At 68.2% G+C, this 23471-nt stretch carries 22 protein-coding genes, 1 tRNA gene and 2 pseudogenes; 7 read left to right on the forward strand and 18 right to left on the reverse strand.

The features are described 5' to 3' along the window. Positions 1–19 precede the first annotated feature (19 nt). Positions 20–1540 carry a choice-of-anchor G family protein gene (locus ACQFZP_RS07090; RefSeq protein ID WP_146080733.1) on the reverse strand — a complete coding sequence of 507 codons (1521 nt, stop codon included), beginning with the start codon at positions 1538–1540 and terminating at the stop codon, positions 20–22. Between the two features lie 317 nt (positions 1541–1857). Between ACQFZP_RS07090 and ACQFZP_RS07095 the strand changes: the two genes are divergently transcribed. Next, positions 1858–2049 (forward strand): hypothetical protein, encoded by a 192-nt coding sequence (locus ACQFZP_RS07095; protein WP_068476980.1) that lies wholly within the window; start codon positions 1858–1860, stop codon positions 2047–2049. Positions 2050–2180: 131 nt separating this feature from the next. Continuing rightward, positions 2181–2810, forward strand: a complete 630-nt coding sequence (locus tag ACQFZP_RS07100) for a hypothetical protein (protein ID WP_146080732.1) — start codon at positions 2181–2183, stop codon at positions 2808–2810. A gap of 94 nt (positions 2811–2904) precedes the next feature. On the opposite strand, the gene ACQFZP_RS07105 is transcribed toward ACQFZP_RS07100, so the two are convergent. Together ACQFZP_RS07105 and ACQFZP_RS07110 are read right to left on the reverse strand one after the other, a co-directional pair. Beyond that, the gene (locus ACQFZP_RS07105; protein ID WP_104311078.1) at positions 2905–3555 is read right to left on the reverse strand and encodes a vitamin K epoxide reductase family protein; all 651 of its coding nucleotides are present in this window, start codon (positions 3553–3555) and stop codon (positions 2905–2907) included. Positions 3556–3567: 12 nt separating this feature from the next. Beyond that, positions 3568–4359 (reverse strand): DsbA family protein, encoded by a 792-nt coding sequence (locus tag ACQFZP_RS07110; RefSeq protein ID WP_104311077.1) that lies wholly within the window; start codon positions 4357–4359, stop codon positions 3568–3570. 143 nt (positions 4360–4502) lie between these two features. On the opposite strand from ACQFZP_RS07110, the gene ACQFZP_RS07115 reads away from it, so the two are divergent. Further along, entirely contained in the window at positions 4503–5756 is a 1254-nt protein-coding gene (locus ACQFZP_RS07115) for an MFS transporter (protein WP_249312314.1), read from the forward strand. A 93-nt stretch (positions 5757–5849) separates the two neighbouring features. Here ACQFZP_RS07115 and ACQFZP_RS07120 read toward each other — a convergent pair whose 3' ends face one another. Further along, complete coding sequence (locus ACQFZP_RS07120; RefSeq protein WP_179557206.1) at positions 5850–7157, reverse strand: D-arabinono-1,4-lactone oxidase; 1308 nt, start codon at positions 7155–7157, stop codon at positions 5850–5852. A 170-nt stretch (positions 7158–7327) separates the two neighbouring features. Continuing rightward, positions 7328–7400, reverse strand: a tRNA-Lys gene (locus ACQFZP_RS07125). An 89-nt stretch (positions 7401–7489) separates the two neighbouring features. On the opposite strand from ACQFZP_RS07125, the gene bcp reads away from it, so the two are divergent. Next, entirely contained in the window at positions 7490–7969 is a 480-nt protein-coding gene (gene bcp, locus ACQFZP_RS07130) for a thioredoxin-dependent thiol peroxidase (RefSeq protein ID WP_211890804.1), read from the forward strand. Here the strand turns inward: bcp and ACQFZP_RS07135 are convergent. Beyond that, on the reverse strand, positions 7966–8382 hold the full coding sequence (locus ACQFZP_RS07135; protein WP_211890805.1) for a hypothetical protein: 417 nt from the start codon (positions 8380–8382) through the stop codon (positions 7966–7968). The two genes, bcp and ACQFZP_RS07135, sit on opposite strands and share 4 nt — an antisense overlap. Before the next feature lie 179 nt (positions 8383–8561). Here ACQFZP_RS07135 and ACQFZP_RS07140 point away from each other — a divergent pair, with 179 nt between their 5' ends. Next, complete coding sequence (locus ACQFZP_RS07140) at positions 8562–8810, forward strand: WhiB family transcriptional regulator (RefSeq protein WP_068476994.1); 249 nt, start codon at positions 8562–8564, stop codon at positions 8808–8810. A gap of 48 nt (positions 8811–8858) precedes the next feature. Here ACQFZP_RS07140 and ACQFZP_RS07145 read toward each other — a convergent pair whose 3' ends face one another. Genes ACQFZP_RS07145 through ACQFZP_RS07155 form a run of 3 tightly spaced genes read right to left on the reverse strand, consistent with a single transcriptional unit; the run spans position 8859 to position 12537 of the window. Next, a complete protein-coding gene (locus tag ACQFZP_RS07145; RefSeq protein ID WP_211890806.1) occupies positions 8859–10361 on the reverse strand; it encodes a sensor histidine kinase in 1503 nt (500 codons plus the stop codon). Between the two features lie 9 nt (positions 10362–10370). After that, positions 10371–11909 carry a MinD/ParA family ATP-binding protein gene (locus tag ACQFZP_RS07150; protein ID WP_211890807.1) on the reverse strand — a complete coding sequence of 513 codons (1539 nt, stop codon included), beginning with the start codon at positions 11907–11909 and terminating at the stop codon, positions 10371–10373. 1 nt (position 11910) lies between these two features. Further along, positions 11911–12537 (reverse strand): hypothetical protein, encoded by a 627-nt coding sequence (locus tag ACQFZP_RS07155; protein WP_211890808.1) that lies wholly within the window; start codon positions 12535–12537, stop codon positions 11911–11913. 125 nt (positions 12538–12662) lie between these two features. Between ACQFZP_RS07155 and ACQFZP_RS07160 the strand changes: the two genes are divergently transcribed. After that, positions 12663–12974 carry a helix-turn-helix domain-containing protein gene (locus ACQFZP_RS07160; protein ID WP_211890809.1) on the forward strand — a complete coding sequence of 104 codons (312 nt, stop codon included), beginning with the start codon at positions 12663–12665 and terminating at the stop codon, positions 12972–12974. Between the two features lie 26 nt (positions 12975–13000). Here the strand turns inward: ACQFZP_RS07160 and ACQFZP_RS07165 are convergent, their stop codons facing one another. Beyond that, entirely contained in the window at positions 13001–13597 is a 597-nt protein-coding gene (locus tag ACQFZP_RS07165; protein WP_146080729.1) for a hypothetical protein, read from the reverse strand. 138 nt (positions 13598–13735) lie between these two features. Between ACQFZP_RS07165 and ACQFZP_RS07170 the strand changes: the two genes are divergently transcribed. After that, positions 13736–14203: an Rv3235 family protein gene (locus ACQFZP_RS07170; RefSeq protein WP_179557199.1), complete on the forward strand. Its 468-nt coding sequence runs from the start codon at positions 13736–13738 to the stop codon at positions 14201–14203. A 94-nt stretch (positions 14204–14297) separates the two neighbouring features. Here ACQFZP_RS07170 and secA read toward each other — a convergent pair whose 3' ends face one another. From secA to mtrA, 8 genes and pseudogenes are all read right to left on the reverse strand, one after another. Further along, entirely contained in the window at positions 14298–17246 is a 2949-nt protein-coding gene (secA, locus tag ACQFZP_RS07175) for a preprotein translocase subunit SecA (protein WP_211890810.1), read from the reverse strand. Positions 17247–17388: 142 nt separating this feature from the next. Then, positions 17389–18057 (reverse strand): ribosome hibernation-promoting factor, HPF/YfiA family, encoded by a 669-nt coding sequence (gene hpf, locus ACQFZP_RS07180; protein WP_104252325.1) that lies wholly within the window; start codon positions 18055–18057, stop codon positions 17389–17391. Positions 18058–18195: 138 nt separating this feature from the next. After that, positions 18196–18945 (reverse strand): ComF family protein, encoded by a 750-nt coding sequence (locus tag ACQFZP_RS07185; RefSeq protein ID WP_211890812.1) that lies wholly within the window; start codon positions 18943–18945, stop codon positions 18196–18198. 76 nt (positions 18946–19021) lie between these two features. Beyond that, the gene (locus ACQFZP_RS07190) at positions 19022–20740 is read right to left on the reverse strand and encodes an LpqB family beta-propeller domain-containing protein (RefSeq protein ID WP_104311066.1); all 1719 of its coding nucleotides are present in this window, start codon (positions 20738–20740) and stop codon (positions 19022–19024) included. Beyond that, entirely contained in the window at positions 20737–21120 is a 384-nt protein-coding gene (locus tag ACQFZP_RS07195; RefSeq protein WP_249312255.1) for a hypothetical protein, read from the reverse strand. The genes ACQFZP_RS07190 and ACQFZP_RS07195 overlap by 4 nt, the downstream gene beginning before the upstream one ends. Positions 21121–21192: 72 nt before the next feature. Further along, positions 21193–21258, reverse strand: a pseudogene (locus tag ACQFZP_RS07200) (hypothetical protein); the annotation flags it as partial. 55 nt (positions 21259–21313) lie between these two features. Continuing rightward, positions 21314–22768: pseudogene (gene mtrB / locus ACQFZP_RS07205) on the reverse strand (MtrAB system histidine kinase MtrB); the annotation flags it as partial. A gap of 1 nt (position 22769) precedes the next feature. Beyond that, on the reverse strand, positions 22770–23459 hold the full coding sequence (mtrA, locus tag ACQFZP_RS07210; protein ID WP_104252322.1) for an MtrAB system response regulator MtrA: 690 nt from the start codon (positions 23457–23459) through the stop codon (positions 22770–22772). Between the last annotated feature and the right edge of the window lie 12 nt (positions 23460–23471).

Here is a 23471-nt window from a genome sequence, read left to right on the forward strand (position 1 = left end):
GTCAGCTCACCCCCGCGGTTCAGGCGCGGGGCACGTTGGGGCCGGCGACCGCATGACCGATGGAGAGGTCCAGCAGCGAAGCCGCGCCGATCACGCCGACGTGGAGCGCGGTGACCTCGAACTGGCCTGGCACCGTCGACGCGGAGGGCAGCGAACCGGGGAGGTGGTTCTGCGCGTTGACGGTGAGGGCGAGCACATCGCTGAGCAGGAGGAGCGCGGCAGAGAGGAGGTCAGTGATGGCCGTGAGCTCGACCGAGAGGACCCCTGCTGGGTCGAGGAGCGCCTCGAGCGCCGCCTCGACGCTCCCCGCGACCGCGACCATGACACCGCCCATGAGCCCGCCGAGGAGCCGGTCGGTGAGCCTGTTGCCGGTGGTGAAGGTCGCCGTGCCGCTCGCGAACTGCGCGAGCGTGCCGGAGAGCTTCAGAGAACCCGTCGTCACGGTGATGGCCACGCTCGACGCAAGCCGAGCGAGCAGTGCCGAGACCCACTGGTCCAGGATCGTCGAGACGGCCGACACCGGGAACCCTGAGGCGAAGAGCGCCGTGTTCGGTGCAAGCCCGTTGAGCCACCCCGGCGTGCCCGCGACGTACGGCCCTCCGAAGAGGGTCGAGAGGTCGAGCGAGGCCGTCCCGGCCTCGGCATCCAGCGTCAGCGCGGCCGAGCCGTCGCCGGGCAGGGGCTGCAGGAGCGCGTCAGCGGCGATCGACACGGACACCGAGATGTTGGCGGCGTCGAAGATCCCGCCAAGCAACGGTATCGACGAGAGCGGCCCCAGGATTCGCGACGTGTCGACGGCGAGGGTCGGCAGAGCGGCCGTGAGCGCGGAGACGAGCGCGCCGGCCGCTGGCGTGGAGAGCTCGAGCGCAAGATGGCTCATGAGGTACTGACGCAGGGCGACCGGTTCGGCGCACGGATCCGCGATCTCACTGCGAGCGCCGACGGCGCCGACGACAAGAGCGACATCGGAGACCGCACCGACGAGATCCGCCGCGGGGGCGCCCGCCAGGTTCTCGAGCAGCCCCTTCAGCTCGACGCGCGCGAGATCGGGTGCGGCGTAGGGATCGGGGTTGAGGGTGATGCTGCCGCTGTCCGACACGGCTCCGACCGCGCCGAGGGAACCGCCGTCACGGTTCGCGCGCGCGAACTGGTGGACGACGCCGAGGTTCGCATCGGCGAGCGTGAGGATTCCGCTGAGCACAGCGGCGGCGCCGCTGAGCGGGGCGAGGGTGGCGGGCCCTGCCACCGTGACGATCGGCGGGGACCCGGCACTGTTGCTCGCCTGCGAGCCGGTGAGACCCGTGACCGCGTTCAATGACACACCGGCGAGCGACCCGTGGAGCAGGCGCGCTCCCGCACGCGTGCTGTACAGGCCGGACGGGGACTGACACGTCGACGCGGCGGCGAGTGGAGCCGCGGTCGCCGTCAGGAGCACGGGCGCGATCCAGGCGGTGCTGGCGAGCACCCCTCGCCGGGTGAGCCCGGCTTGCTTGTCGGGGTTGGAGTCCATGCGGGTTCTGGGCAGGGAGGGAGGGTTCATCGATGAGACCTTGCGTCAGGGGACACAGCTGCACCGGGGTGTGCAGCTGCCGACATCACTCGCGCATTCGCGCGGATGATGAATGCACGCTAACTTGGCCCGGACCAATTCCACTAGTCGAGGACGACCCGAACGCCTCTCGACGCCGCGAATACGAGAATGTCCCGCCGCTCAGCCGTGGCACCCCACCTCCGCGCAGCGTCGAGATCGCATCCACACTTCATCGGATGGCCAGACGACACCGCTACCCTGACGACGTCAATCAGAACGCTGGCGGCATCACAACGACGCGGCCCCGGCACAAGGGAGCGGAACCCATGCGCAAATTCCTCACCAACGGCGCGATCCTGTCCTCGGTCTTCGGCATCGTGGGTGTCGTCCGACAGACCTCGATGGAGACCAAGCGCTGGCGAGCAGTGCTCGTCTGGCTGGCCTGGGGCATCTCCACGGCCCTGGCGATCAGCGCCGTCATGGACGACGCGAACCAGAAGAAGCTAGAGCTCGACTAACAATCCGAGCGTCGTGCGGCGTGTCTGTCGACACGCCGCACGAACGCCGTGAGACTAGTGCTGTCTCAATCCGCGGCAGACGACCTGTCCCGGTTCACGAGCTCACAATCCAGGTGCAGAAAGGGGACTCCGTGTTCGGTTGGTTCCGCAAGCGGCGACACCCCGAGGGTGAAGCCACGTCGATCGCAGATTCGACGCAGCCCACCCCCCAGCAGACGGCCACGACGCTGCCGTCGCTCCCCCAGCATCAGATGGGTGCCATCCCGGCCCCGATCCCCGCTGCATCCGCACCGTCGGCACGCCCGGCCATGCCCCTGGGCGGCCACCCCAACTTCTCCGGCCTCGAGCGCCCGGGAAGCGAGCTGGAGCCACCGCGCCTGCTCGAGCCCAGCGCGATCATGAGCGACGAGGCCCGCGAGGAGCTCACCCTCCTCCTCGACGACATGTTCGGGGCCGAAGGCCGCTACCGCCTCGAATGGCGCCCAGACCGCGAGCCGGGCGACGACGCCATGTTCTCCGAGATCATGGTCGCCGACCTCGTGCGCCGCATCCAGAACACGTTGGGAACCGTCGCAGCGCTGGAAGCAGGCGACGAAGCGCCGGTGCGCCTCGCTCCTGCGAGCGAAGCGGAACGCCAGAAGGCTATCGAGTCGTTCCTCAAGCCCGAGGAGTCGCTTGAGGACCTCGTCGAGACGGTGACCCCTCGCCCGGCTGACCTCGCAGCGCGAGCATCCCTGGCCGAAGAGCGCAAGATCGCCTGAGCCTCTCTCCACGCGCGCACAGCACTGAGCAGCGCGTAACGAAGAACCCCGGTCCGTGTTCGGACCGGGGTTCTTCGTTACGCGCTGCGTGCGCCTAGATGGCGAAGTACGGGAGGAGCCCCGCGAAGACGACCGCGACGACGACCAGGTACCAGACGATGATGATCGTCACGAGGAACGGTGCGAGCTTCTCCCCCACTCGCTTCGCGCCGGCACCCAGGTGCCCGTGCACGAGGTTGAAGATCGTCCCCGTCGAGACGAGAGGGATGGTCGCCGCCCAGATGATCATGCACCAGAGGCACAGGCGCGCGAGCTCGAAGGCGCTGTACCACTGCAGGTAGCTGACGAGCGCCGCGGCGCCCACCAGACCGACCTGGAAGGCGACCCAGAACCAGCGACGGTAGCTCGCACCCGCGAAGATGCCAGCTCCGATCGCGACCGTCACGGCGAACGTCACGAGGCCGATGATGATGTTCGGGAAGCCGAGGATCGCGCCAGCTGAGGACTGCATGGCCGGACCGCACGTGACGAAGATGCTCAGATCGCAGACCAGCGCCTCGTTCGGCGCCTGCAGCTTGTGGATGTACTCCACGGTGAGGAAGAAGCTCGCGAGGAGCCCCACGCCGCCGAAGACGACAAGCGCCCACGCAACGTTCCGCGGCGTGCGCACGAGCCAGGGCAGGCGGGAGACGCCGCCCTGCTCGTCCGCCGCGCCGGCCTCTGCCGTCTCAGGGGAGCTCGTCATCGTGCGCCGCCGCTACTCGCCGGCGTTCGCGGTGCCGGCGAGCGCCATGAGCGTCTCGACGGTCGGGGGCGTCTGCTGCAGTTCGCCGTCGACGAAGATGCTCGGGGTTCCCGAGACGCCGGCCTCGCGCGACGCAGCCGTGTTCGCGGCGGCCCACCCCGAGAATTCGCCGTTGGTGGCCGCGGCGAGGGCTTCTTCGTTCGTCACACCGAGCTGGCTCAGCGCCGATGCGTAGTCAGCGGGACCCCAGCTGGTCTGCGTCTGGCCTGGGATTCCGAACAGGCCGTCGTGGACCTCGAAGAACGCGGACGGCTGGTAGGCGACGGTGGACGCGATCGCCGCGGCGGCCTCAGCACCGTACGGGGCCACGATGTTGATCGCGTGGTAGGTCACCTGGGCGTCACCTGCGGCGACGAGATCGTTGTAGACCGCCCCAGTCTGCTCGTGGTAGTCCACGCAGTGGGGGCACGAGTAGTCGTAGTAGTAGTCGATCTTGACGGGGGCATCCGCTGCACCGACGACGATCGCCGAGTTGTCGACGACCTCGATGGGCTGCTCGACACTCGAACCGTCGAGGCGCTGCACCGCCACCGTGCCATCGGCGGTCAGCTCGATCTTCTTGCCGAACCAGGTCGAGCCGAAGACGGCAAGCAGCACGATGGCACCGAGCACGACGACGGCCCCGACGATGATGCCCACCTGCGTGAGCACGCGACCGCGCCGGGCGCGCGCCTCCTCCTGCTTGCGGATGGCGTTCGCCTCCTCGCGAAGCTTCTGAATGTGTTCGCGGTTCTTGTCTGCCATTGCGGCTCTCCTCGGGTTCGACGACCGGCGTCATTGTACGTGAGATCATTTTGTGACCTTCACATACATACTTGCGGCCACAACTATTACATTGTGCACCCCGCACATCCGACCACCCCCAGGGAGCAGCCACCGTGAGTTCCATGTTCCGGTCGCTCGGCGAACGGAACTACCGCATCTGGTTCGCGGGGTCCCTGACCTCCAACGTCGGCACGTGGATGCAGCGCACAGCGCAGGCCTGGATCGTGCTCACCGAGCTCACCGACAACGACGCCACCGCGCTTGGCGTCGTCATGGCCCTGCAGTTCGGCCCGCAGCTGCTGCTGGCGCCGTACGCCGGCGTCATCGCCGACCGCTTCTCGAAGCGGAAGGTGCTCATCTGGACGCAGTCGGTCATGGCCGTGCTCGCCCTCGCGCTCGGCGCCATCGTGACGGCGGGCGCCGCGGAGCTCTGGCACGTCTACGTCTTCGCACTGCTCCTCGGCTGCGCGGCCTCCCTGGACGCGCCAGCGCGCCAGGCGTTCGTCTCCGAGGTGGTGGGCCTCAAGCTGCTCTCGAACGCCGTAGCCCTCAACTCGGCGTCGTTCAACGGCGCCCGGATGCTGGGGCCGGCCGTCGCCGGAGTCCTCACGGTCCTCATCGGCGCGGGCCCCGTGATCCTCGTCAACGCGCTCACGTACCTCGCGACCATCGCGGCCCTCCTGGCCATGCGCGGCGCGGACCTGCTCCCCGCTCCCCCATCGAAACGCGGCCGCGGGCAGATCCGCGAGGGCATCCGCTACGTCGCGAGGCGCCCGGACATCGTCGCGGTCCTGGTCCTGGTCTTCCTCCTCGGCACCTTCGGCCTGAACTTCCCCATCTACACGGCGACCATGACGACCATGGAGTTCGGTGGCGGCGCGGATAGCTTCGGCCTGCTCTCCTCGATCCTCGCCATCGGCTCGCTCGGGGGCGCGCTGCTGGCCGCGAAGCGCGAGCGAGCCCGGTTCCGTGTCCTGCTGTCGTCGAGCGTGTTCTTCGCGCTCAGCTGCCTGGCAGCCGCCCTGGCGCCGACGTTCTGGCTGTTCGCCGTGGCCCTCATCCCCATCGGCTTCACCTCGCTCAGCGCGATCACCACGGCCAACGCCCTCGTCCAGGGAAGCGTCGAGCCCTCCATGCGCGGGCGGGTCCTCTCGCTGTACATGGCGATCTTCCTCGGCGGGACGCCCGTCGGCGCCCCCGTCATGGGGTGGATCGTCGAACTGTTCGGGCCGCGCGCGGCGCTCCTCGTCGGCGGCGCATCCGGTGCCGTCGGGGCGATGCTCGCCGCCTGGATCCTGCACCGGGCCGGAGCGTTCAGGTGGCGTGACCGCCCCTGGCGCAACCTGGACGACCCGCGAGCCGACGAGCCCCTGTAGGCGTCCGCGCTTCGACGCGCATCCGCTCATCACGCTCGACGAGCGTCGGCACGGGCCAGCAGACGACTCAGGCCCCGCTCGAACGCGGTCGGCTCAGTGCGCCCCGAGGACGCGCTTGAGGTGTGCGTTGTCGAACACGCCCTCCGGATCCAGTCGTTCGCGCGCCGTGTGGAAGTCGCCGAAACGCGTGATGACGTGCTTGAACTCCTCCGCACGCACCGTGTGGAAGCTGCCCCAATGCGGGAGGCCGCCAAGGCTCAGGAAGAGGTCCTCGGCAGCGGTGAAGATCGCGCGCGCGTCGAGCGTGGACGGCACGCGCACCGTGATGTTCCCGACAGCCCTGCCGTATGCGTTGGACAGGAACGCGTCGTCGGCGGCAGTCGTCGAGATGCGAACGGCGTAGGGGAGATTGAGGTGCGCTCGCTCGAGGGTCTCGTCGAGCGCCCGCAGCACCTCTGGGGTCTCGGCGATGGGGAACGAGTACTCGAGCGACGCGAAGCGCACCGGGGCGGGCTCCGCGAGCGCTCGCATGGGCCCCAGGGTCGACTCGCCGACCGGATGCACGCGGTTCGCGAGCTTGTTCACCGCGGGGGTGAGCAACGGCAGCGACTTCGACAGGCCGATGGCGAGCATCTCGCCGAGCGCGCCGAAGGATGCGGAACGGCGCGAGGGCGTCGGCTCGTCGGCGATCTCGCCGGATTCGCGGAACCCCTGCGTCACGAACACCTCATCGGTGTGCGGCCGCCAGCTCGCCGAGAAGTGGTCAGCGCCTGAGGCGAGCACAGCGAACTCGTCGACGAGTTCGCTCATGCGCATCTGCTCCTCCGAGGTGCGGATGCGGTAGCCGGGCACGATGCGGAACACGAGCTCCGTGAAGATGCCGAGCGCGCCGAGGCTGAGCTTCACCGAAGGCCACAGCTCGAGGTCCTGGTGGGCGCTCACCGTGACGAGCTCGCCGGTCCCGGAGACGAGCGTCGCGGAGACGAGCTGCGATGACAGACTCGCGAAACGAGCACCAGTGCCATGGCTGCCCGTGGCGATCGCGCCTCCGAGAGTCACGGCGGGGTTGTTCGGGATGTTCTGCAGCTGCCATCCGTAGGTCTCGAGCAGGGCCCCGGCCTCGGCGATCGTCGTGCCGGCACCGAACGACGCCTCATGGCTGTCGAGGTCGATCCAGTTCATGCCGCGGAGGCCTCGGGCGTCGAGAAGGATGTCCGGGGCCGCGGCCAGCGCATTCGAGGTGTGGCTCGCACCGACGGGACGCACGTGCCTGCCCCTGCTGTAGGCCTCGGCGACGACCTGCTGGACCTCGAGCGCAGTCCTGGGAGCAACGATGCTCGACGGGTTCGCGCGTGCGGTCCGCGGCCAGTTCGCCCAAAGTTCTCCGGGTGCAATCGTCACGGAATCCGCCTCCTCGTCGTCGGCGCGTTGCGCGCCAAGCCAGTGCATGCCCATTGTGCCAGCACCGCGCCTCCGAGAACGGCAGACCGGTGCCCTCCCAGCCCGAAGAGAGCCTCCCTCGAGGATGCAAGAAGGCCCGGTAGCTGGCGAGAGCTACCGGGCCTATCTCGTACACCCCCTCGGACTTGAACCGAGAACCCATTGATTAAGAGTCAATTGCTCTGCCAATTGAGCTAGAGGTGCGCGTCGTTCCGTTTCCGTGGCGACCAAGAGAGAATAGCACTGTTTTGAACTCGAAGTCCAATCGGCCGCGACATGCCACGATTGAGGCCATGACGACCTCCACTCCGACCCGCCTCGAGCCGGGCGCAGACGCTCCGGACTTCACCCTCACAGATCAGGACGGCAACGCCGTCTCCCTCTCCGACTACCGCGGCAAGCGCGTCATCCTCTACACGTACCCCGAGGCATTCACCCCTGGATGCACGGCTGAGGCGTGCGACTTCCGCGAGAGCGATGCCCCCCTTCGCGCCGCCGGGTACACGATCCTCGGCATCTCGTCGGACGACCCGGAGAAGCTGGCCGAGTTCCGCGACGCCGAGCACCTGGACTTCACGCTCCTGAGCGACGCCGACCACGCCGTGCAGACCGCCTACGGCGCCTACGGAGAGCGCAACAAGTACGGTCGCGTCGCCGTGGGCCCCATCCGCTCGACCTTCGTGATCAACGAGCACGGCAAGATCACCGAGGCCCTCTACAACGTTCGCGCCGCGGGCCACGTCGCCCGGATCCTGAAGCTGCTCGGGGTCTAGCCCCTCGCTTCCACCTCGTCGTCGTCGCGGCGCAGTGCACGGCCCGTCGCCGGATGCACGGCCGCGACGATGCCGAGCAGGCTGATGGCGACGAGCACCCAGCCGGCCCAGACGGCCAGATCGCCCTGGAGGAACACCCAGGCGACTGCCAGCTGCATGATCTGCCAGGTGATGGCAGCCCCGCGGACCCAGGCGCGCAGACGCAGCGTCGACACGGCCACGAGCGCAAGGAGCACGGCCCCCAGCAGCGCGAGCCCAGCAAGCGCAAGGGAGGAGGCGAGGAACCTGGCCTCCTGCGCGGCGGTCTCCACGACGAGGAACGCCGTCACGGCGGCGAGGATCACGGCCTCCACGCCGAGCACCCCGGCAAGCAGAACGACGGCGACCGGGCGCTTGGTCGTGCCTGGGCTCACGAATTACCCCTTGCCTGGAAAATGACGCTGTGGCAAAATCTTTCTCTAGGTAGAGATACCCGGAGGAATGCAAAATCGAGGCCAAGTCTATAGGCCAGTCACCGCATCCCGGGTTCACGAACTTCGCTCCCAGCGGAGCGTTTTTGTGCGCGAGGCGCACTCGATAAGGAGCACCACTGATGGATTGGCGCGATACTGCCGCCTGCTTGGACGCAGACCCCGAGCTCTTCTTCCCGGTCGGGAACACCGGCCCCGCTGTCGACCAGATCGACGCAGCGAAGGCCGTTTGCGCTTCCTGCAAGGTGACCGAGGTGTGCCTTCAGTACGCACTCGACACCGGTCAGGATTCCGGCGTCTGGGGAGGCCTCTCCGAAGACGAGCGACGTGCACTCAAGCGTCGCGCTGCACGAGCGCGACGCGCGTCCTGAGCAGCAGACAACCCGCGGCCTGACCGCGGATCGCCCGACGGGCGGCGTTCACGCGCCGCCCGTCTCGCGTTTCCAGCGGCTGGGGATGAGGAGCTTCACCTGCGTTCCCTCCCCCGGCTCGGAGTGCCATTCGATGGAGCCGCCGAGCTCGCCCTCAACCAAGGTGCGGACGATCTGCGTGCCGAGACCGGCGCCGATGCGTCCGGCGACGAATCCGGAGCCCGTATCCGCCACCGTGACGGAGAGCCCACCCGGCGTCTGCTCGGCCGTGACGGTGACCTCGCCTTCCTGCCCCGCGAGTCCGTGCTCGACAGAGTTCGTGACGAGTTCGGTGAGCGCAAGGGCCAGCGGCGTCGCGTACTCGCTGGGCAGCGTTCCGAATCGACCGCTGACGACCGGTCGGACAACCGTGTTCGAGGAAGCGGACACCTCGGTGATGAGCTTCATGACGCGGAGGAACACCTCGTCGAAGTCGACGGTCTGGGAGAAGCCACCGGAGAGCGTGTCGTGCACGACCGCGATCGAGGAGACCCGACGCATGGCCTGCGTCAGCGATTCCCTGGCCTCGTCGCTCCGCGAGCGTCGGGCCTGGATACGCAGGAGCGCCGCGACGGTCTGCAGGTTGTTCTTGACGCGGTGATGGATCTCCCTGATCGTGGCGTCCTTGGTGATGAGCTCCTGCTGCTGGTGCCTGACGTCTGTCGTGTCTCGGCAGAGCACGATGGCGCCCGTGCGCTCTCCGTGCGCCCTCAGCGGCAGCGCGCGCAGTGTGACGGTGATGTCTCGCGCTTCGACGTCGGTCATCCACGGCGCACGCCCCGTGACGACGAGCGGCAGCGCCTCGTCTACCGTGACGCGGCTCTTGTCGTGCACGAGCGCTGAGGCGACCTCCGAGAGCACTTCCCCCTCGAGCTCTCCCCCGAAGCCGAGCTTGTTCATGGCGCTGAGCGCGTTGGCGCTCGCGAACGTGACGACGCCGTCTCTGTCGAGCCTGATGAGTCCGTCCGATGCTCGCGGTGCGCCGCGGCGTGAGATCTGCGGGGCCTCCGGATCGGGGAAGGCTCCCTCTTCGATCATTGCGAAGATCTCGTCGGCGCAGTCGCGGAACGTCTCTTCCTGGCGGGTGATCGAGCGTGCGCTCCCCAGGTTCGTGTGACGCGTGATGACGGCGATGGGGTGCTGGCTGACTCCCTCACCCGGCAGACGGCAGAAGACGGGTGTCACGAGCAGCTGCGTCGGGATCTCGTCGAACCAGTCCGGCTCGGTCGACCGAACGGTGATGCCCTCCTCGTAGGACCTGCGCACGGCCATCGCCCACTGCTCCCGCACGGACTGGCCGATGAGGTCGCGGTAGAAGAGCGTCGGGGCGCTCGAGGGGCGCCCCTGTGCGACGGCGACGAAGTCGTCGTCCTTCGTGTGGACCCAGAGCACGACATCCGCGCACGAGAGGTCGGTGAGGAGCTGCCAGTCGGCGCTCAGCTGCAGGATCCACGACTGCTCAGCTTCACTGAGGGTTCCGCGGCGCTGGAGTTGCGATGAGAGACTCGACACTCGGTCAGCTTAGGAGTTCTGAGCTTGCAGTTCGCCGCGACCGCGCCAGAATCGACGAAACGCCGAAGTTCGTCGCCTGTTCTCACCCTTTGGCTGCCGGGTCTCGAGGTCACTGCCGGCTGGGGCCAGCAGCGTGTCCGAGACGTAGGCTCCGATCGCACGAGCGAACGCGGAGCGGGGGCTGGCGTACGAGACCGGCTCGCCGGCGAGCAGCGCACGGTCGCACGCCGCCTGGTCGAGTGGGATGAGCGCTTGCGCCTCGAGGCCCGCGAATCGCGAGAGGACGTGCCGGATCTGACCTGCGGCGCCCAGGCCGACCGCGTCAGCTCGCACTCGGTTCACGATGACATCCGTGGGTGTGTCGTCGACGAGGTCGACGAGGTTCGCGCGGGCGCGCAGGAATCTCTGGAGGCCAACCGCCTGCCCGTCCGCGACGGCGAGCACTCGGTCCGCAGCGGTGAGGGCGGTCAGGGTCGCGGCCGAACGACGAGGCGAGAACGCGTCGCTCGCGATCTCGTCGTCGCTCTCGAGACTGAAGCCGACGTCGACGACCACGAGGTCGGCGACCTCGCGGCACTTCTCGAGCACAGTTGCCACCCGATCCCTCGCGAGTTCCGGCCACCTCGCGGGATTCGCGATGCCGGTGAGCACCAGCAGTCCACCCCGGCCGAAGGACAGCGGCACCGCGATGCGCTCGATCTCGGCGACCGTGAGTCGTGCCGCGCCCGCCAAGCGGCAGGCAGCTGCGAAGCCCGGCGCCTCGTCGGTGATGCCCAGCATCGCCGCGAGCGAGCCGCCGTAGCTGTCGGCATCGATGAGCAGCACTCGCTGCCCCATCTCGGCGGCCTTGGACGCGACCGCTGCGGCCACGGTGGATGCGCCCGGAGCACCGTGCGGACCCCAGACCGCGAGCACGACGCCCCTGCCGTCTGCGCGTGCCCGTCGGAGCGGCAGTGCGGTCATGCCCCGCTCGTGCGCCACGGCGCGGGTGCCGACGCGCGTGGGCATTCTGGCCGCGCGTCTGCGCTCACGTCGCCCAGCTCCATCGCTCGTCGGGTGCTCGGGTTCGGACTCGACTCGACTCGCCGGCTCGGGCTCGGCAGGGTCAGGTCGGTCCTCGTCCGAAGGCTGGAGGCCGACGGCCGGGGGCCTCGAGAATGCCACCGATCGCTGCGGAATCGGGCCGGTTGGCGTGGAGCGGGAGGAGTCGCCGGACGTTCTGGCGAGGAGCATCTCGATCTCGCTCCAGCTGACCGCCGCTTCGACGACCTCCGTCGCGGAGAGCGTCTCCGCGTTCCGCCGTTCCAAGTCGCTCGAGACCACGACGATCACACGCGCGCCGAACCGGGCGCACGCCGCCAGGCTGCGCGGAGTCAGCGTCTCCGGCGCCCCTTGCAGCACCACGATCTCGGGTCGCAGCCGCTCGAGCGCCGTCGCGGCGGCGAGCCCACCGGAGACTCGATCGACGATGTCGTGTCCCGCCGCGATGATGCCCTCGAGGAGGCGGGCCTCGATCTCGAATTCGATGGCAAGCAGGATCCTCGACATGTCACTGCCCCTTCTCGCGGAAGACTGGGACGAGGGCCAGCCGCGAATCGTTGCTGATCGCCGCGAGCAGTGCGGGGATCTCGGCCTTCGGCAGCAGCAGCTCCACCCGGTCCGCCTGGCTCGCGGAAAGGGCCCCTTCCCTCGGGAGGATCTTCGCGACCGTCGCATTCGACGAGGTCAGCACTGGCGCGCCGTAGGTCCCGGGGGCTGACTCCTGGCTCGACCAGAGTTCCACCGCACTGCCAGCGCCCAGCTCCGTCGGCAGCCCGCCGGAGACTTCGACGACAACCGACGACCGGCTCGAATCAGCGTCCCCGAGGGCCGACCTCGGCAGGAGCTCACCAGCCTCGACCGCCTGGGTCACGAGGAACTCGCCCGTCGGCACCGTCTCCGTGCTCACGTACGCCTCCGCGCTCGGCCCGAGCACGACCTCGACGGCCAGGAGGTCATCGACCGTGATCAGCTGCCCGGGTGCGATCGTCGAGGCGGCCGCGTAGGCAATTTCCGTTCGGTTCCCGGCGACGAGAACGCCGACGACACCGAGCACCGACGCGATGACGAGGAGGATTCCGAGGAAGAGCCTCGGGTCGACCCAGCGTCTCGGCTTGCGAGCCCTGCTCACGCTCATGCCACTCTTCCCTTCTTCGGTCGCCGCGAGGTGGCGACTCCGCCATCGTGGCGCAGCGAGAGAGAACCTGCAGAAGTTATCCACAACATGCGTCGATCCATGATCTGCGCGCGATAATCGAGGGCATGAACGCATCCGTTGACCCCCAGTCAATCGGCCGTTTCCTGACCCTCGCCGAGGTCTCCGAGGTCCTCAACGTCACGATGGATGTGGCGACCGGTCTCGTGCAGAGCGGGGAGCTGCCCGCGATCCGTATCGGCGGCGTCGGCGAATGGCGAGTGGAACGGACGATGCTCGAGCAGTACATCGACGACCAGTATGAGTACCAGCGACGCGTCGCTGCACTCCGCCAGGGCGAGTTCGCAGACACCGGCGACTTCCTCGAGGCGAACGCCACACAGGATGACACGACCCCGCGCCTGCGGCCGTTGCCGTAGGCAGCCCGTCGCCGGCCCCGGACCGGTCAGTCGTCAGCGAGGATCACGAGACGCAGGTCGTCGAGCGGGATGATGCGGTACGCGACGACATCCCGCGATCTTCTGGCCACCCCGCGCTCGTGGACGGCGACATCGACGTGGTCGCGCGCGACCCGGTCGATGGTGCCCACGATCGTGCCGGTGGTCACCACGAACTCGCACTGCCGGCGACGCCGCCCGAGGTCCCGCAGCGCGAATGCGAGGCCGAGTCGCCCGGACAGGTCACCTGGACCGCTCGCGGCCGGTTCGCGCAGACTTGCGACGAGTTGCTCCTCAGTGAGCACCAGGGACGCGATACCCGCCGTCGGGACGATGCAGACGCGCGCCCGACCCGATTCCGCGAGCAGTTCGGCTGACAGCCAGTCGCTGCCGAACGCCTTCGGGCGCACGGCCACGAGGGAACCGTCCGACAGCTGCAGGGAGATGGGCGCCGAACTGGCCTCCGCGAGCGCGACGAGACGCTCGCGCACGGTCAGTCGACCCACGCGAAGTCGCTCCTCGTCGACGGCGCGCCTGGCGGCCTCGTCGTCGAGCGCCCCCTGCAGCTCGCCCGCGAGGTCATCGAACAGATCGTCCCATCGCACCTCGACAGCGTAGAGTTCACGGCCCGTGCGACCGGAGTTATCCACAGGGGAGTTCACCCCTCGCGAGCACCGGGAGCGACGTGGTTTCATGTGGCCAGGCGGTTCGGGGGGAATCGTCTGAGATCCGACGGGGGCAGTATGTCGCCAACGCGCAGCACCAGGGCGCTCCGCGCCATCGATGCGCCACAATCAACGCTTTCCGCGGCGGCGGGCGAACTCATCGACGCCGACCCGCTCTTCGTCCGGGAACGCACGGCCGCGAGCGACCTTCCCGATCCGGCTCCACTGGTCTCGAATCTGGCCCGAAGCGTCGTCGAGGTCATCTCCGGGGTCCGCGACATCGAGCAGCTGTCCAGGTGGGTGACCGACGACGTCTACCGTCACCTGCTCATTCGCACGCAGCACGCAGCACGAGCGAGGCAGGCGCGACGGCGTCCAACTCGCCGGCCGAACTTCGTCGAGCTGAGCGTGCGCATTCAGGCGACGACGGAGAACATCGTCGATGCCGTCGTCGTCCTCGACTTCGGTGCGCGGGTCAGAGCCGTGACCGTGCGCCTCGAGGGTCTCGACCGGCGCTGGCGGGCATCCGCCATCCACGTCCTCTGAACTGCCCAGCGCGACGAGAACGCCTCGGCGGACGTGCCACCACGAGTGGTGGCGCGTCCGCCGAGGCGTCTGCTCTGCTCCCGGGAGCTGGCCGCTACTTCTTGCGGCGTCGCTGAGCGCGATTGCCCGCGGGCTGCCCACCAGGCTTCGACGTCGCGCCCTTGCCGAACGAGCTGCCTGCGGCCGGGCTGTCGCCGTCAGACGGGGACGCCTGCTCGGCCGCCTGCCGCTTCGCGGGGTTCCCCGAACGCGAGGCTGGCTGGCGCGAGCGTGTTGCCTGCTGTGTGCTGGCCACCGGCGATGCCTGCTCCTCACCGGCCTCACCGCGAGCCTGGTCGAGCGCGGAGGAGGTGCCGAGGTCCCGCTCGCGGCGCTTGGCCTCAGCAGTCGCCCGCTGGTTGAGCTGACCGCGCTCGTTGCGCACCTCGACCTCACCCTGGTCGGTAGCTGCCGAGTAGCTGAGCGCGGTCTGCGCCTTCTCGTCGAGCCCCTTCGCGACGATCTGCACGTCGGGCGTCTCGCTGGCGGACGGCGTCTCATCCTTCTTGACCGTGACCTCGAGGTTGTAGAGGAAGCCGACGGATTCCTCGCGGATGCTGCCGAGCATCTGCTGGAACATCGCGAAGCCCTCGCGGGTGTACTCGACGAGCGGGTCACGCTGCGCCATGGCGCGGAGGCCGATGCCGTCCTTGAGGTTGTCCATCTCGTAGAGGTGGTCGCGCCACTTCCGGTCGATGACGCTCAGCACGACGCGTCGCTCGAGCTCGCGGGTGGCCTCCGTGCCGATCGACGCTTCGCGGCGCTCGTAGGCGTGGCGTGCATCGGAGAGGACCTCCTCCTCGACGAGCTTCCGCGTGAGCTTGCTGCGCCCACCCGCTTCCTCGAAGAGCTCCTCCTCGGTGATGCCGACCGGGTACAGCTGCTTGAGGTCTGTCCAGAGGGCATCGAATTCCCAGTCGTCGCCCGTGCCATCTCCCGTGTGCTCCTGGATGATGTCGTCGATCGCGTCGGTGAGGAAGTTCTGCACCTTGTCGGCGATGTCGTCGCCTTCGAGGATGCGGCGGCGGTCGCTGTAGATCGCTGTGCGCTGCTCGTTGAGCACGTTGTCGTACTTGAGCACGTTCTTGCGGATCTCCGCGTTGCGCGACTCGACCTGCGACTGCGCCGAGCGGATGGCGCGCGAGACGATGCGCGACTCGAGTGCGAGATCGTCTGGCGTGCCGTCGCCGGCCATGATCGCGCGGGTCGCACCGGTGTTGAAGAGGCGCATGAGGTCGTCCGTCATGGACAGGTAGAAGCGGCTCTCGCCCGGGTCCCCCTGACGTCCGGAGCGTCCACGCAGCTGGTTGTCGATTCGACGCGACTCGTGGCGCTCGGTGCCGAGCACGTAGAGGCCGCCCGCTTCCGCGACCGCGTCGGCCTCGCCCTTGACCTGCTCCTTCATGGCGGAGAAGACCTCGAGCCACTTCTCGTCGTACTCGTCGGCGTTCTCCTGCGGGTCGAGGCCGAGGGCGGTCATCTCGGCGACCGCGAGGAACTCGGCGTTACCGCCGAGCATGATGTCGGTACCGCGACCGGCCATGTTCGTGGCGACCGTGACCGCGCCCTTGCGACCAGCCTGAGCGACGATCGCGGCCTCGCGCGCGTGGTTCTTCGCGTTGAGCACCTCGTGCTTGATTCCGCGTTTCGCCAAGAGCTTCGAGAGGTACTCGCTCTTCTCGACGCTGGTCGTGCCGACGAGCACGGGCTGTCCGGTCTCGTGCCGCTCGACGATGTCCTCGACGACCTGGTCGAACTTGACCTTCTCGTTCTTGTAGACGAGGTCGGGGTTGTCCTTGCGCTGCATCGGACGGTTCGTGCGGATGGGCACCACACCGAGTTTGTAGGTGCTCATGAACTCGGCCGCTTCGGTCTCGGCCGTACCGGTCATGCCCGCGAGCTTGTCGTACATGAGGAAGTAGTTCTGCAGGGTGACGGTGGCCATCGTCTGGTTCTCGGCCTTGATCTGCACCCCTTCCTTCGCCTCGATCGCCTGGTGCAGGCCCTCGTTGTATCGGCGACCCTTGAGGATGCGGCCCGTGTGCTCGTCGACGATGTTGACCTCGCCGTTCTGCACGACGTATTCCTTGTCGCGCTTGAAGAGCGCCTTCGCCTTGATGGCGTTGTTCAGGAAGGAGATGAGCGGCGTGTTCGCCGACTCGTACAGGTTGTCGATGCCGAGGGCGTCCTCGACGCGGTCGATGCCGGGCTCCAGGACGCCGATCGTGCGCTTCTTCTCGTCGACCTCGTAGTCGCGACCTTCCTTGAGCTTGCGCACGATGGAGGCGAACTCCGAGTACCAGCGGTTCGCGTCACCCTGAGCGGGGCCGGAGATGATGAGCGGGGTGCGAGCTTCGTCGATGAGGATGGAGTCGACCTCGTCCACGATGGCGAAGAAGTGCTCGCGCTGAACCATGTCCTCGGCACGCCAGGCCATGTTGTCGCGGAGGTAGTCGAAGCCGAACTCGTTGTTCGTGCCGTAGGTGACGTCGGCCGCGTACTGCTCGCGGCGCTCAGCGGGCGACTGGCCGGAGACGATGCAGCCCGTGGTCATGCCGAGGGCGCGGAACACGCGGCCCATGAGATCGGACTGGTAGCTCGCGAGGAAGTCGTTGACCGTGACGACGTGCACGCCCTTGCCCGCGATGGCATTGAGGTAGGCGGGCAGCGTCGCGACGAGGGTCTTGCCCTCACCGGTCTTCATCTCCGCGATGTTGCCGAGGTGCAGGGCGGCCCCACCCATGAGCTGCACGTCGTAGTGGCGCAGACCGAGCACACGCCCCGCGGCCTCGCGGACGGCGCCGAACGCCTCCGGCAGGAGCGCGTCGAGCGACTCCCCCGCTTCGTGCCGCTCGCGGAAGGATGCGGTGATGTCGCGCAGCTCATCGTCGCTGTACTCCTTGAAGGCGTCCTCGAGGCGTCCGACCTGCTTGGCGATGCTCTCGAGCTTGCGAAGGGTGCGCCCTTCGCCCATGCGGAGAATCTTCTCGAGAACTGAGGCCAAGGTCTGCTCCTACTGGTTGACGCAAGCGGCGGGAGAGCGCGCTGAGAGGCACAGCCCATGCTGTGCATATTCGTTGATTCTACGCACCTCGCCCCGACCGATGCTGGACGCATCGACCGGGGCGAGGCTGAGCAAGCTGGGCTCAGGAGACGGGAACCTCGTTCTCGTCGAGCGCGATGACGCCGTAGTCCCAGCCGCGCCGGCGGTACACGACGCTCGGGCGGAGCGACTCGCTCTCGATGAAGAGGAAGAAGTCATGGCCGAGGAGCTCCATGTGATCGACGGCTTCGTCGTTGCTGAGGCGCTTCGGGGCGAACGTCTTCTCGCGGATCACGACGGGCGAGTAGAGCTCGTCCAGCTGCTCTTCTTCCGCAGCGATCTCCGAGGCGGTGCCGCCGTTCTCGACGAGCCTGATCGTGTCCGTGTCAGCGGGAACCACGTCGATCTGCGAGAAGTTGTCTGCGGCCGCCTCTTGGAGGCGGAGGGGCGTGTGCTGCCCGCGGTGGATCTTCTTGCGGTCCTTGTTGCGACGGAGGCGCTCGACGAGCTTGTCGAGCGCGAGATCGAAGGCAGCGTACTTGTCACCGGCTTCGGCTTCTGCGCGGATGAGCGGGCCTGGGCCGAAGAGCGTGATCTCGACCTTGCCCTTGTCGAGCAGGTTGCCCGCGCGGTCCGTGCGCTTGGTCAGCTTGATTTCAGCCGCCTGCGTCTTGCCATCGAGCAACGAGACCTTGGCGAGCGCTTTCTCCGTGGCGTACTCGCGGAAACGGTCCGGGATCTCGGTGTTGCGACCGGTGATCGTGATTTCCATGTCACTCTCCTGTCGTTCTGCACGAGGCCGAGGTGTCACTGCCTCGTGATGCTGTGCCGCAATCGTAGACCCCTATTCACCCGGTGTTATCTGCGACTTCGCAGGCATGCCGTACCCTCCGCGCGTGTCGAGTGCGGCTCACGGGTGATGCGGTGCTCTCCGCCTGGTCTCCGCGATGACAGCGCAGCCGACGACCACCGCCCCAACGGCTTCCAGTGCGCGCACCGATTCCCTGATCGTCGCGCCGCTCGTGACGACGTCGTCGACCAGGACGACCCGCGCACCGGCGAGCCTGGGGTCAGCGACGTAGGCGTCCTCGAGGTTCGCCGCCCTGGCGTGCTGGGAGAGCCCCGCCTGATCGCGGACCCGCCGGGTGATGCGGAGCCCGCCGACGCCGCGCGTCCCGGGCACCGCAACCTCCCAGAGCATGGCGAGGTGGGCGTACCCGCGCACACGACGAGACTTCGGCGAGGAGGGCGCGAGCACCGGAACCCACGCGGGTTGCGGTCCGGTCGTGGATGCGGGGGCTCGCGTGGACTCCGCCAGCGCGCTGATCGCCCTCCGCAGAAGGAGGCCGAGCGGGCGGGCCGCGTCCGTCCTCCCACGTTCCTTGAGCGCCGCGATGAGCGCCTTGGTCGGTCCTTCATAGTCGGACGCGGCGATGACCGGGATGCGGCTGCCGTCGACGGCGACGACGCGCAGCTCGCACGCCCGGACGAACGTGTCGCGCGCGAGGTGCTCAGCGCACCGCCGGCACAGGGCCCGATCGACGGCTCCGCACGCGGCGCATGTGACCGGCAGGACCACCGCGAGCGCGTCGAGTGCATCCGCACGCAGCCGCTCGAGCCACGTGCGCAGAAGCGCGACCTGCATAGACGGCGGCGACATCCTGCCAGCTTGCCTCAGCCTGGTCCGCGGTCTCACCCGGCGGCTGAGACTGTGGAGAACCGCCTCAGCGCATCCGTCACACCTGCGTCAGGATGAAGTCGACGACGGCGTCCGACTGCTGCCACCTGTTGCCCTTCGGCACGTAGATGTGGTGGTCCTTGTCAAGCACTCGCAGCCCGGCAGGGGTGTTGCTTCCCGTGATCTGCTGCCCGTCGAGCACCGCACCGTTGACGCTGACCGTGCCGCCGACCGTCTGTGTCCGGACCTCGGCGGTCCCCTCGCTGCCAACCGCGAGGACGGCGAGCGACGTCTCGTCGACCCAGGCGAGGTCGACCGGTGAGGCTCCGCCCGGTTCGAGGACGAGCGGGACGCCGAGCGCCACTGGTCGATTCGTGCTCGGCTCACGCTCGATCGCCATGACGGCGACGCGCACCCCGACGGAGCTGTTCTCGAGCACGGCCAGCCTCGCGCCGTCGCGCGACACGGCGATGGCCCGGTACCCGGTGGCTCCGACGTTCTCCGCGGGCTCGAGCCAGCTGTGCTGGCGGTCCTCGACGTCGGTCGCGCGGAGCCCGGGCCCGTCCGTGCTCCCCGTCCAGGTGTATCCCCAGCTGTCCAGGCTCATGGCCAACGGACCCGGCCGCGCGTCCACGAGCAGGGGTTCAGGATCGGAGATGGGCGTCGTGAAGACGCCGTTCGGGGTCACGAAGGATGCGACGTCGCCGTCGGCGGAGTAGGCGCCCTTCTGCGGGCTGAGCGAGGCGAGCGCGCCCTGCAGGGCCGCCGTCTCTGGCGATGCCGTGACGTTGACGCCGCCGAGGAAGCCGAGCTCGCCGCTCTTGTACACGAGCGGCGTGCTCGTCACCTGGCGGTTGACCACGACCTCATCCTCCGGAGGAAGCTCCTGGTCGATGGGGACACCCGTGATCGACATGGTGACGCTCGTGATCGCCTCGAAGTCCGCGAAGCTCTCGGTGAGCTGCAGGAGCATCCGCGAGTACTGGTCGGGTGAGGTCGAGGAGAGACTCGACGAGAAGTCCACGTCGGCGACATCCCCTTCGACGGTGACCGCCCCCAGCAGTGAGACACCGGACGGGATGGCGCTGACGACGTTGCCCTCGGCGAGCCAGGGGGCTGGGCCGTTCACGAGCGCGCGGGCGATCCGCGTCAGCGCTGTCTGCTGCGCGTCGAACCAGCGCACGTCCGGCACGAGCCGCGAGAGGGTGTCGTCGTAGAAGTAGAGCGTGTAGCTCTTGAAGAGGCTGCGGAAGTTCTGACTGAGCAGCACGATGCCCGGTGGGGCCTCCGTGATCCTCCACTCGCCGGCGGAGTCCTGGGCGAGCGTGAACTCGAGCCGTTCCGTCGTTCCGCTCTTCAGCTCACTGTAGAGGCCTTCCGAGTCGACGCTCGCCGAGGACTTGTAGCTGGCTTGGATGCTGTCCGGCCCCGCATCGACCACGTCCGGCACGGATGCCGTGATGAGGATGCGCGCGTTCGGGTCCCACTCCTGTCGGTACGAGTCCGCGAGGTACTCTCTCGCGACCTCGTAGTCGTTCTGCGTTCCGGTTCCCGCGTCGAGGAACCCCTCGACGATCTCCTCGCGGCTCATCCCGTCGCGGGGGGCGTCAGGGAAGAAGCTGTAGGACTGGTCGCTCTCCTGCTGCTCGGACTCTCCGGCCAGGACCTGGCCGGAGGTCGGGATGCGGGCGCATCCGGCGAGCACGAGCACGGCGAGGATCACGATCGCGGCGGTCGCGCTCCGCGCGGCGCGACGTCGGTACGCTGCTCGTGTCACTTCGGGTCCTCCTGGTCCTGATCGCGGCTCGCGCCGGCGTTGCCGCTGTCCAGGCCATCGTCGTGGTCGCTGCTGGGAAGCGACGGCACGGAGTCGGGGGCCGAGCTCGTCACGACGACCGCCTCGGCGTCGTCCCAGGGTGCTGGTGCCTGCGTCGGCTCGTCCAGGGAGGCGGTCTCGATGACGTCCATCGAGTTCGTGGGGGCCGAGGAGACGATCGGCTCCGCGTTCGAGGAGCGCATGCCGACGAGGTCAGGGAGCTCGATGGGCTGCGTGTCGACGTCCTCGTCGGTGAACGCCTCGGAGGACACGTCCTCCTGCTCGATCGTGATGGTCGCGGCCCCGGCGTCACCCGGCTCGAGTGGGAGCGGCGACCCCATGATCTTGCCACCCACGAACCGCGGGAGCGTGAGCCGGAAGTTCGTCCCCTTGCCGGGCTCGGACCACACCTCGAGGCGTCCTTCGTGCAGGCGGACGTCCTCGAGCGAGATCGCGAGCCCGAGCCCCGACCCGCCCATCGCGCTTGCGGGACGGATCAGCGCGCCAGAACCGGTCGAAGACCCTCGTCCGCTCCGCCTCGGTCATGCCGATGCCGTAGTCGCGCACCGAGAGGGCGACCGCCGACTCGTTGGAATCGACAGAGACCACGATGGGCTTGGCCTCCCCGTGCTCGATGGCGTTCCCGAGGAGATTGCGCACGACCCGGTTGATGCGACGTGCGTCGAATTCCGACTCGCCGTATCCGCCTGGTGCCTTGAGGACGAGGCGTGTGCCGTGGTCGAGCGCGACCGGGGTCATGGCCCCGATGACGTCGTCGGCGACCGTCGCGAGGCTGTTCGATTCGCGCAGGATCTCCACCGCGCCCGCGTCGTACCTCGAGATCTCGAGGAGATCGGCGAGGAGGATCTCGAACCGCTCGATCTGGTCGTGCAGCAGCTCGACCGAGCGAGCCGTGACGGTGTCGAAGTCATCACGTCGGTCGAAGAGCATCCCACCGGCGAGACGGATGGTCGTGAGCGGCGTCCGCAGCTCGTGCGAGACGTCCGAGACGAAGCGCTGCTGCACCTGGGACAGGTTCGCGAGCCGCTCGATCTGGTCCTGCAGGCTGTCCGCCATCTCGTTGAACGATCTCGCCAGCGTGGCGATGTCGTCCTCGCCGGACTCTGGGACACGCTGCTCGAGGTGGCCGGCGGCGAGGCGTCGGCTCGTCTTCGCCGCCTCGCGGATGGGCTGGATGACGGCGCGCATGACGAATCCCGTGATGACGGCGACGAGCAGGACCAGCACGATCATGGCGACGACGAGGGTGCGCTGCACGAAGTCGAGCGTCTGCTGGGTCTCCTCCATCGAGTACACGAAGTACATCTCGTACTGGCCGAGGTTCTGCACGGTGACGGTTGAGCCGATGACGATGCCGGGGACGACGTTGCCGAGCTCGTCGACGAGCGCGATCGACTGATAGTGCGTCTGCGGGGAGGTCGACGCGGCACCGGTCGCGGTCGTGTCCGCCCCTGCGCTGACCGCTTCCTTCAGCTCATCGGAGACGAGGTCTGCGGACACGGGTCCCTTCGCGAGTGCTCGCAGCTCGTTCGACTGCTCACCCGTCCCTGACCCGCTCTGCATGAAGATGACGCCGTAGCTGTTCGCCGCGGAGTCCTGCGCCGCATCCACTGCGACGGTCTGCAGCGTCTCCAGAGCCGCGCTGTCCGTCTCCTCGCCCGACGCGAAGACGGTCTGGGCCGCCGTCACGGCACGCTCGGTCTCGGAGACGAGCGGCCGAAGCCTCGAGTTGAAGAGGTCGCTCGCGATCGAGTTCGACATGACGAAACCGACCGAGAGCACCGTCGCGGTCGTCAGCGCGACCGAGAGCGCGATCGTTCGGAATGGCAGCGACGTGCGCCAGAGGAACACGAGGTTCCGCCACACGCCGCGGGCGGACCGCCACCGGTAGGGGACGCGGATGCCCTCCGTGTCGACGTCTGAGGACCGAGGAGAGGTGGAGGTCGCGCGCGGTATCACTGCGCTCACGTCAGGAGAATGCGGTGGTGTTCCCAGCGCGGTAGCCCACGCCGCGAACCGTCGCCACGATCTTCGGATGGTCCGGGTCGTGCTCGACCTTCGCGCGCAGGCGCTGCACGTGCACGTTCACGAGTCGCGTATCCGCCTTGTACTGGTAGCCCCAGACCTGCTCGAGGAGCTCCTCGCGCGTGAAGACCTTCTGCGGCTTCGCCGCGAGGGTCAGGAGCAGGTCGAACTCGAGAGGAGTCAGGTTGATCTGCTCGTCGCCTCGCAGGACCTCGTGCGCGTTCACGTTCAGGGTCAGGTCGCCGACGCGGATGATGCTCTGCACCTCCGGCTGGCTGGCGCGAAGTCGCGTCTTGATGCGTGCGACGAGCTCCTTCGGGTTGAACGGCTTGACGATGTAGTCGTCGGCACCGGCCTCGAGGCCGCGCACCACGTCGGTCGTGTCCGACTTCGCGGTGAGCATGATGATCGGGGTCCCGGATTCGGCGCGCAGCAGGTGGCAGATCTGGATGCCGTCGAGCCCAGGGAGCATGACGTCGAGCAGCACGAGCTCCGGCTTGACCCGACGGAACTCGCCGAGGGCAGCCGCGCCGTCACCGCAGAACTCCGGTTCGTAGCCCTCAGCTCTGAGTACGATGCCGATCATCTCCGAGAGCGCGAGGTCGTCATCGACCACGAGGATGCGTTCGCCCACAGAACCCTCCCT

Origin of the sequence: Pseudoclavibacter sp. Marseille-Q434, from assembly GCF_050315415.1 — a bacterium.
Lineage (GTDB): Bacteria > Actinomycetota > Actinomycetes > Actinomycetales > Microbacteriaceae > Pseudoclavibacter.

Bases quoted from the DNA above. Each gene is read 5' to 3' on its own strand.
- ACQFZP_RS07090 (WP_146080733.1), bottom strand. From the start codon at position 1,540: ATGAACCCTCCCTCCCTGCCCAGAACCCGCATGGACTCCAACCCCGAC.
- ACQFZP_RS07095 (WP_068476980.1), top strand. From the start codon at position 1,858: ATGCGCAAATTCCTCACCAACGGCGCGATCCTGTCCTCGGTCTTCGGC.
- ACQFZP_RS07105 (WP_104311078.1), bottom strand. From the start codon at position 3,555: ATGACGAGCTCCCCTGAGACGGCAGAGGCCGGCGCGGCGGACGAGCAG.
- ACQFZP_RS07110 (WP_104311077.1), bottom strand. From the start codon at position 4,359: ATGGCAGACAAGAACCGCGAACACATTCAGAAGCTTCGCGAGGAGGCG.
- ACQFZP_RS07115 (WP_249312314.1), top strand. From the start codon at position 4,503: ATGTTCCGGTCGCTCGGCGAACGGAACTACCGCATCTGGTTCGCGGGG.
- bcp (WP_211890804.1), top strand. From the start codon at position 7,490: ATGACGACCTCCACTCCGACCCGCCTCGAGCCGGGCGCAGACGCTCCG.
- ACQFZP_RS07140 (WP_068476994.1), top strand. From the start codon at position 8,562: ATGGATTGGCGCGATACTGCCGCCTGCTTGGACGCAGACCCCGAGCTC.
- ACQFZP_RS07150 (WP_211890807.1), bottom strand. From the start codon at position 11,909: ATGTCGAGGATCCTGCTTGCCATCGAATTCGAGATCGAGGCCCGCCTC.
- ACQFZP_RS07155 (WP_211890808.1), bottom strand. From the start codon at position 12,537: ATGAGCGTGAGCAGGGCTCGCAAGCCGAGACGCTGGGTCGACCCGAGG.
- ACQFZP_RS07160 (WP_211890809.1), top strand. From the start codon at position 12,663: ATGAACGCATCCGTTGACCCCCAGTCAATCGGCCGTTTCCTGACCCTC.
- ACQFZP_RS07170 (WP_179557199.1), top strand. From the start codon at position 13,736: ATGTCGCCAACGCGCAGCACCAGGGCGCTCCGCGCCATCGATGCGCCA.
- hpf (WP_104252325.1), bottom strand. From the start codon at position 18,057: ATGGAAATCACGATCACCGGTCGCAACACCGAGATCCCGGACCGTTTC.
- ACQFZP_RS07185 (WP_211890812.1), bottom strand. From the start codon at position 18,945: ATGTCGCCGCCGTCTATGCAGGTCGCGCTTCTGCGCACGTGGCTCGAG.
- ACQFZP_RS07195 (WP_249312255.1), bottom strand. From the start codon at position 21,120: ATGGGGTCGCCGCTCCCACTCGAGCCGGGTGACGCCGGGGCCGCGACC.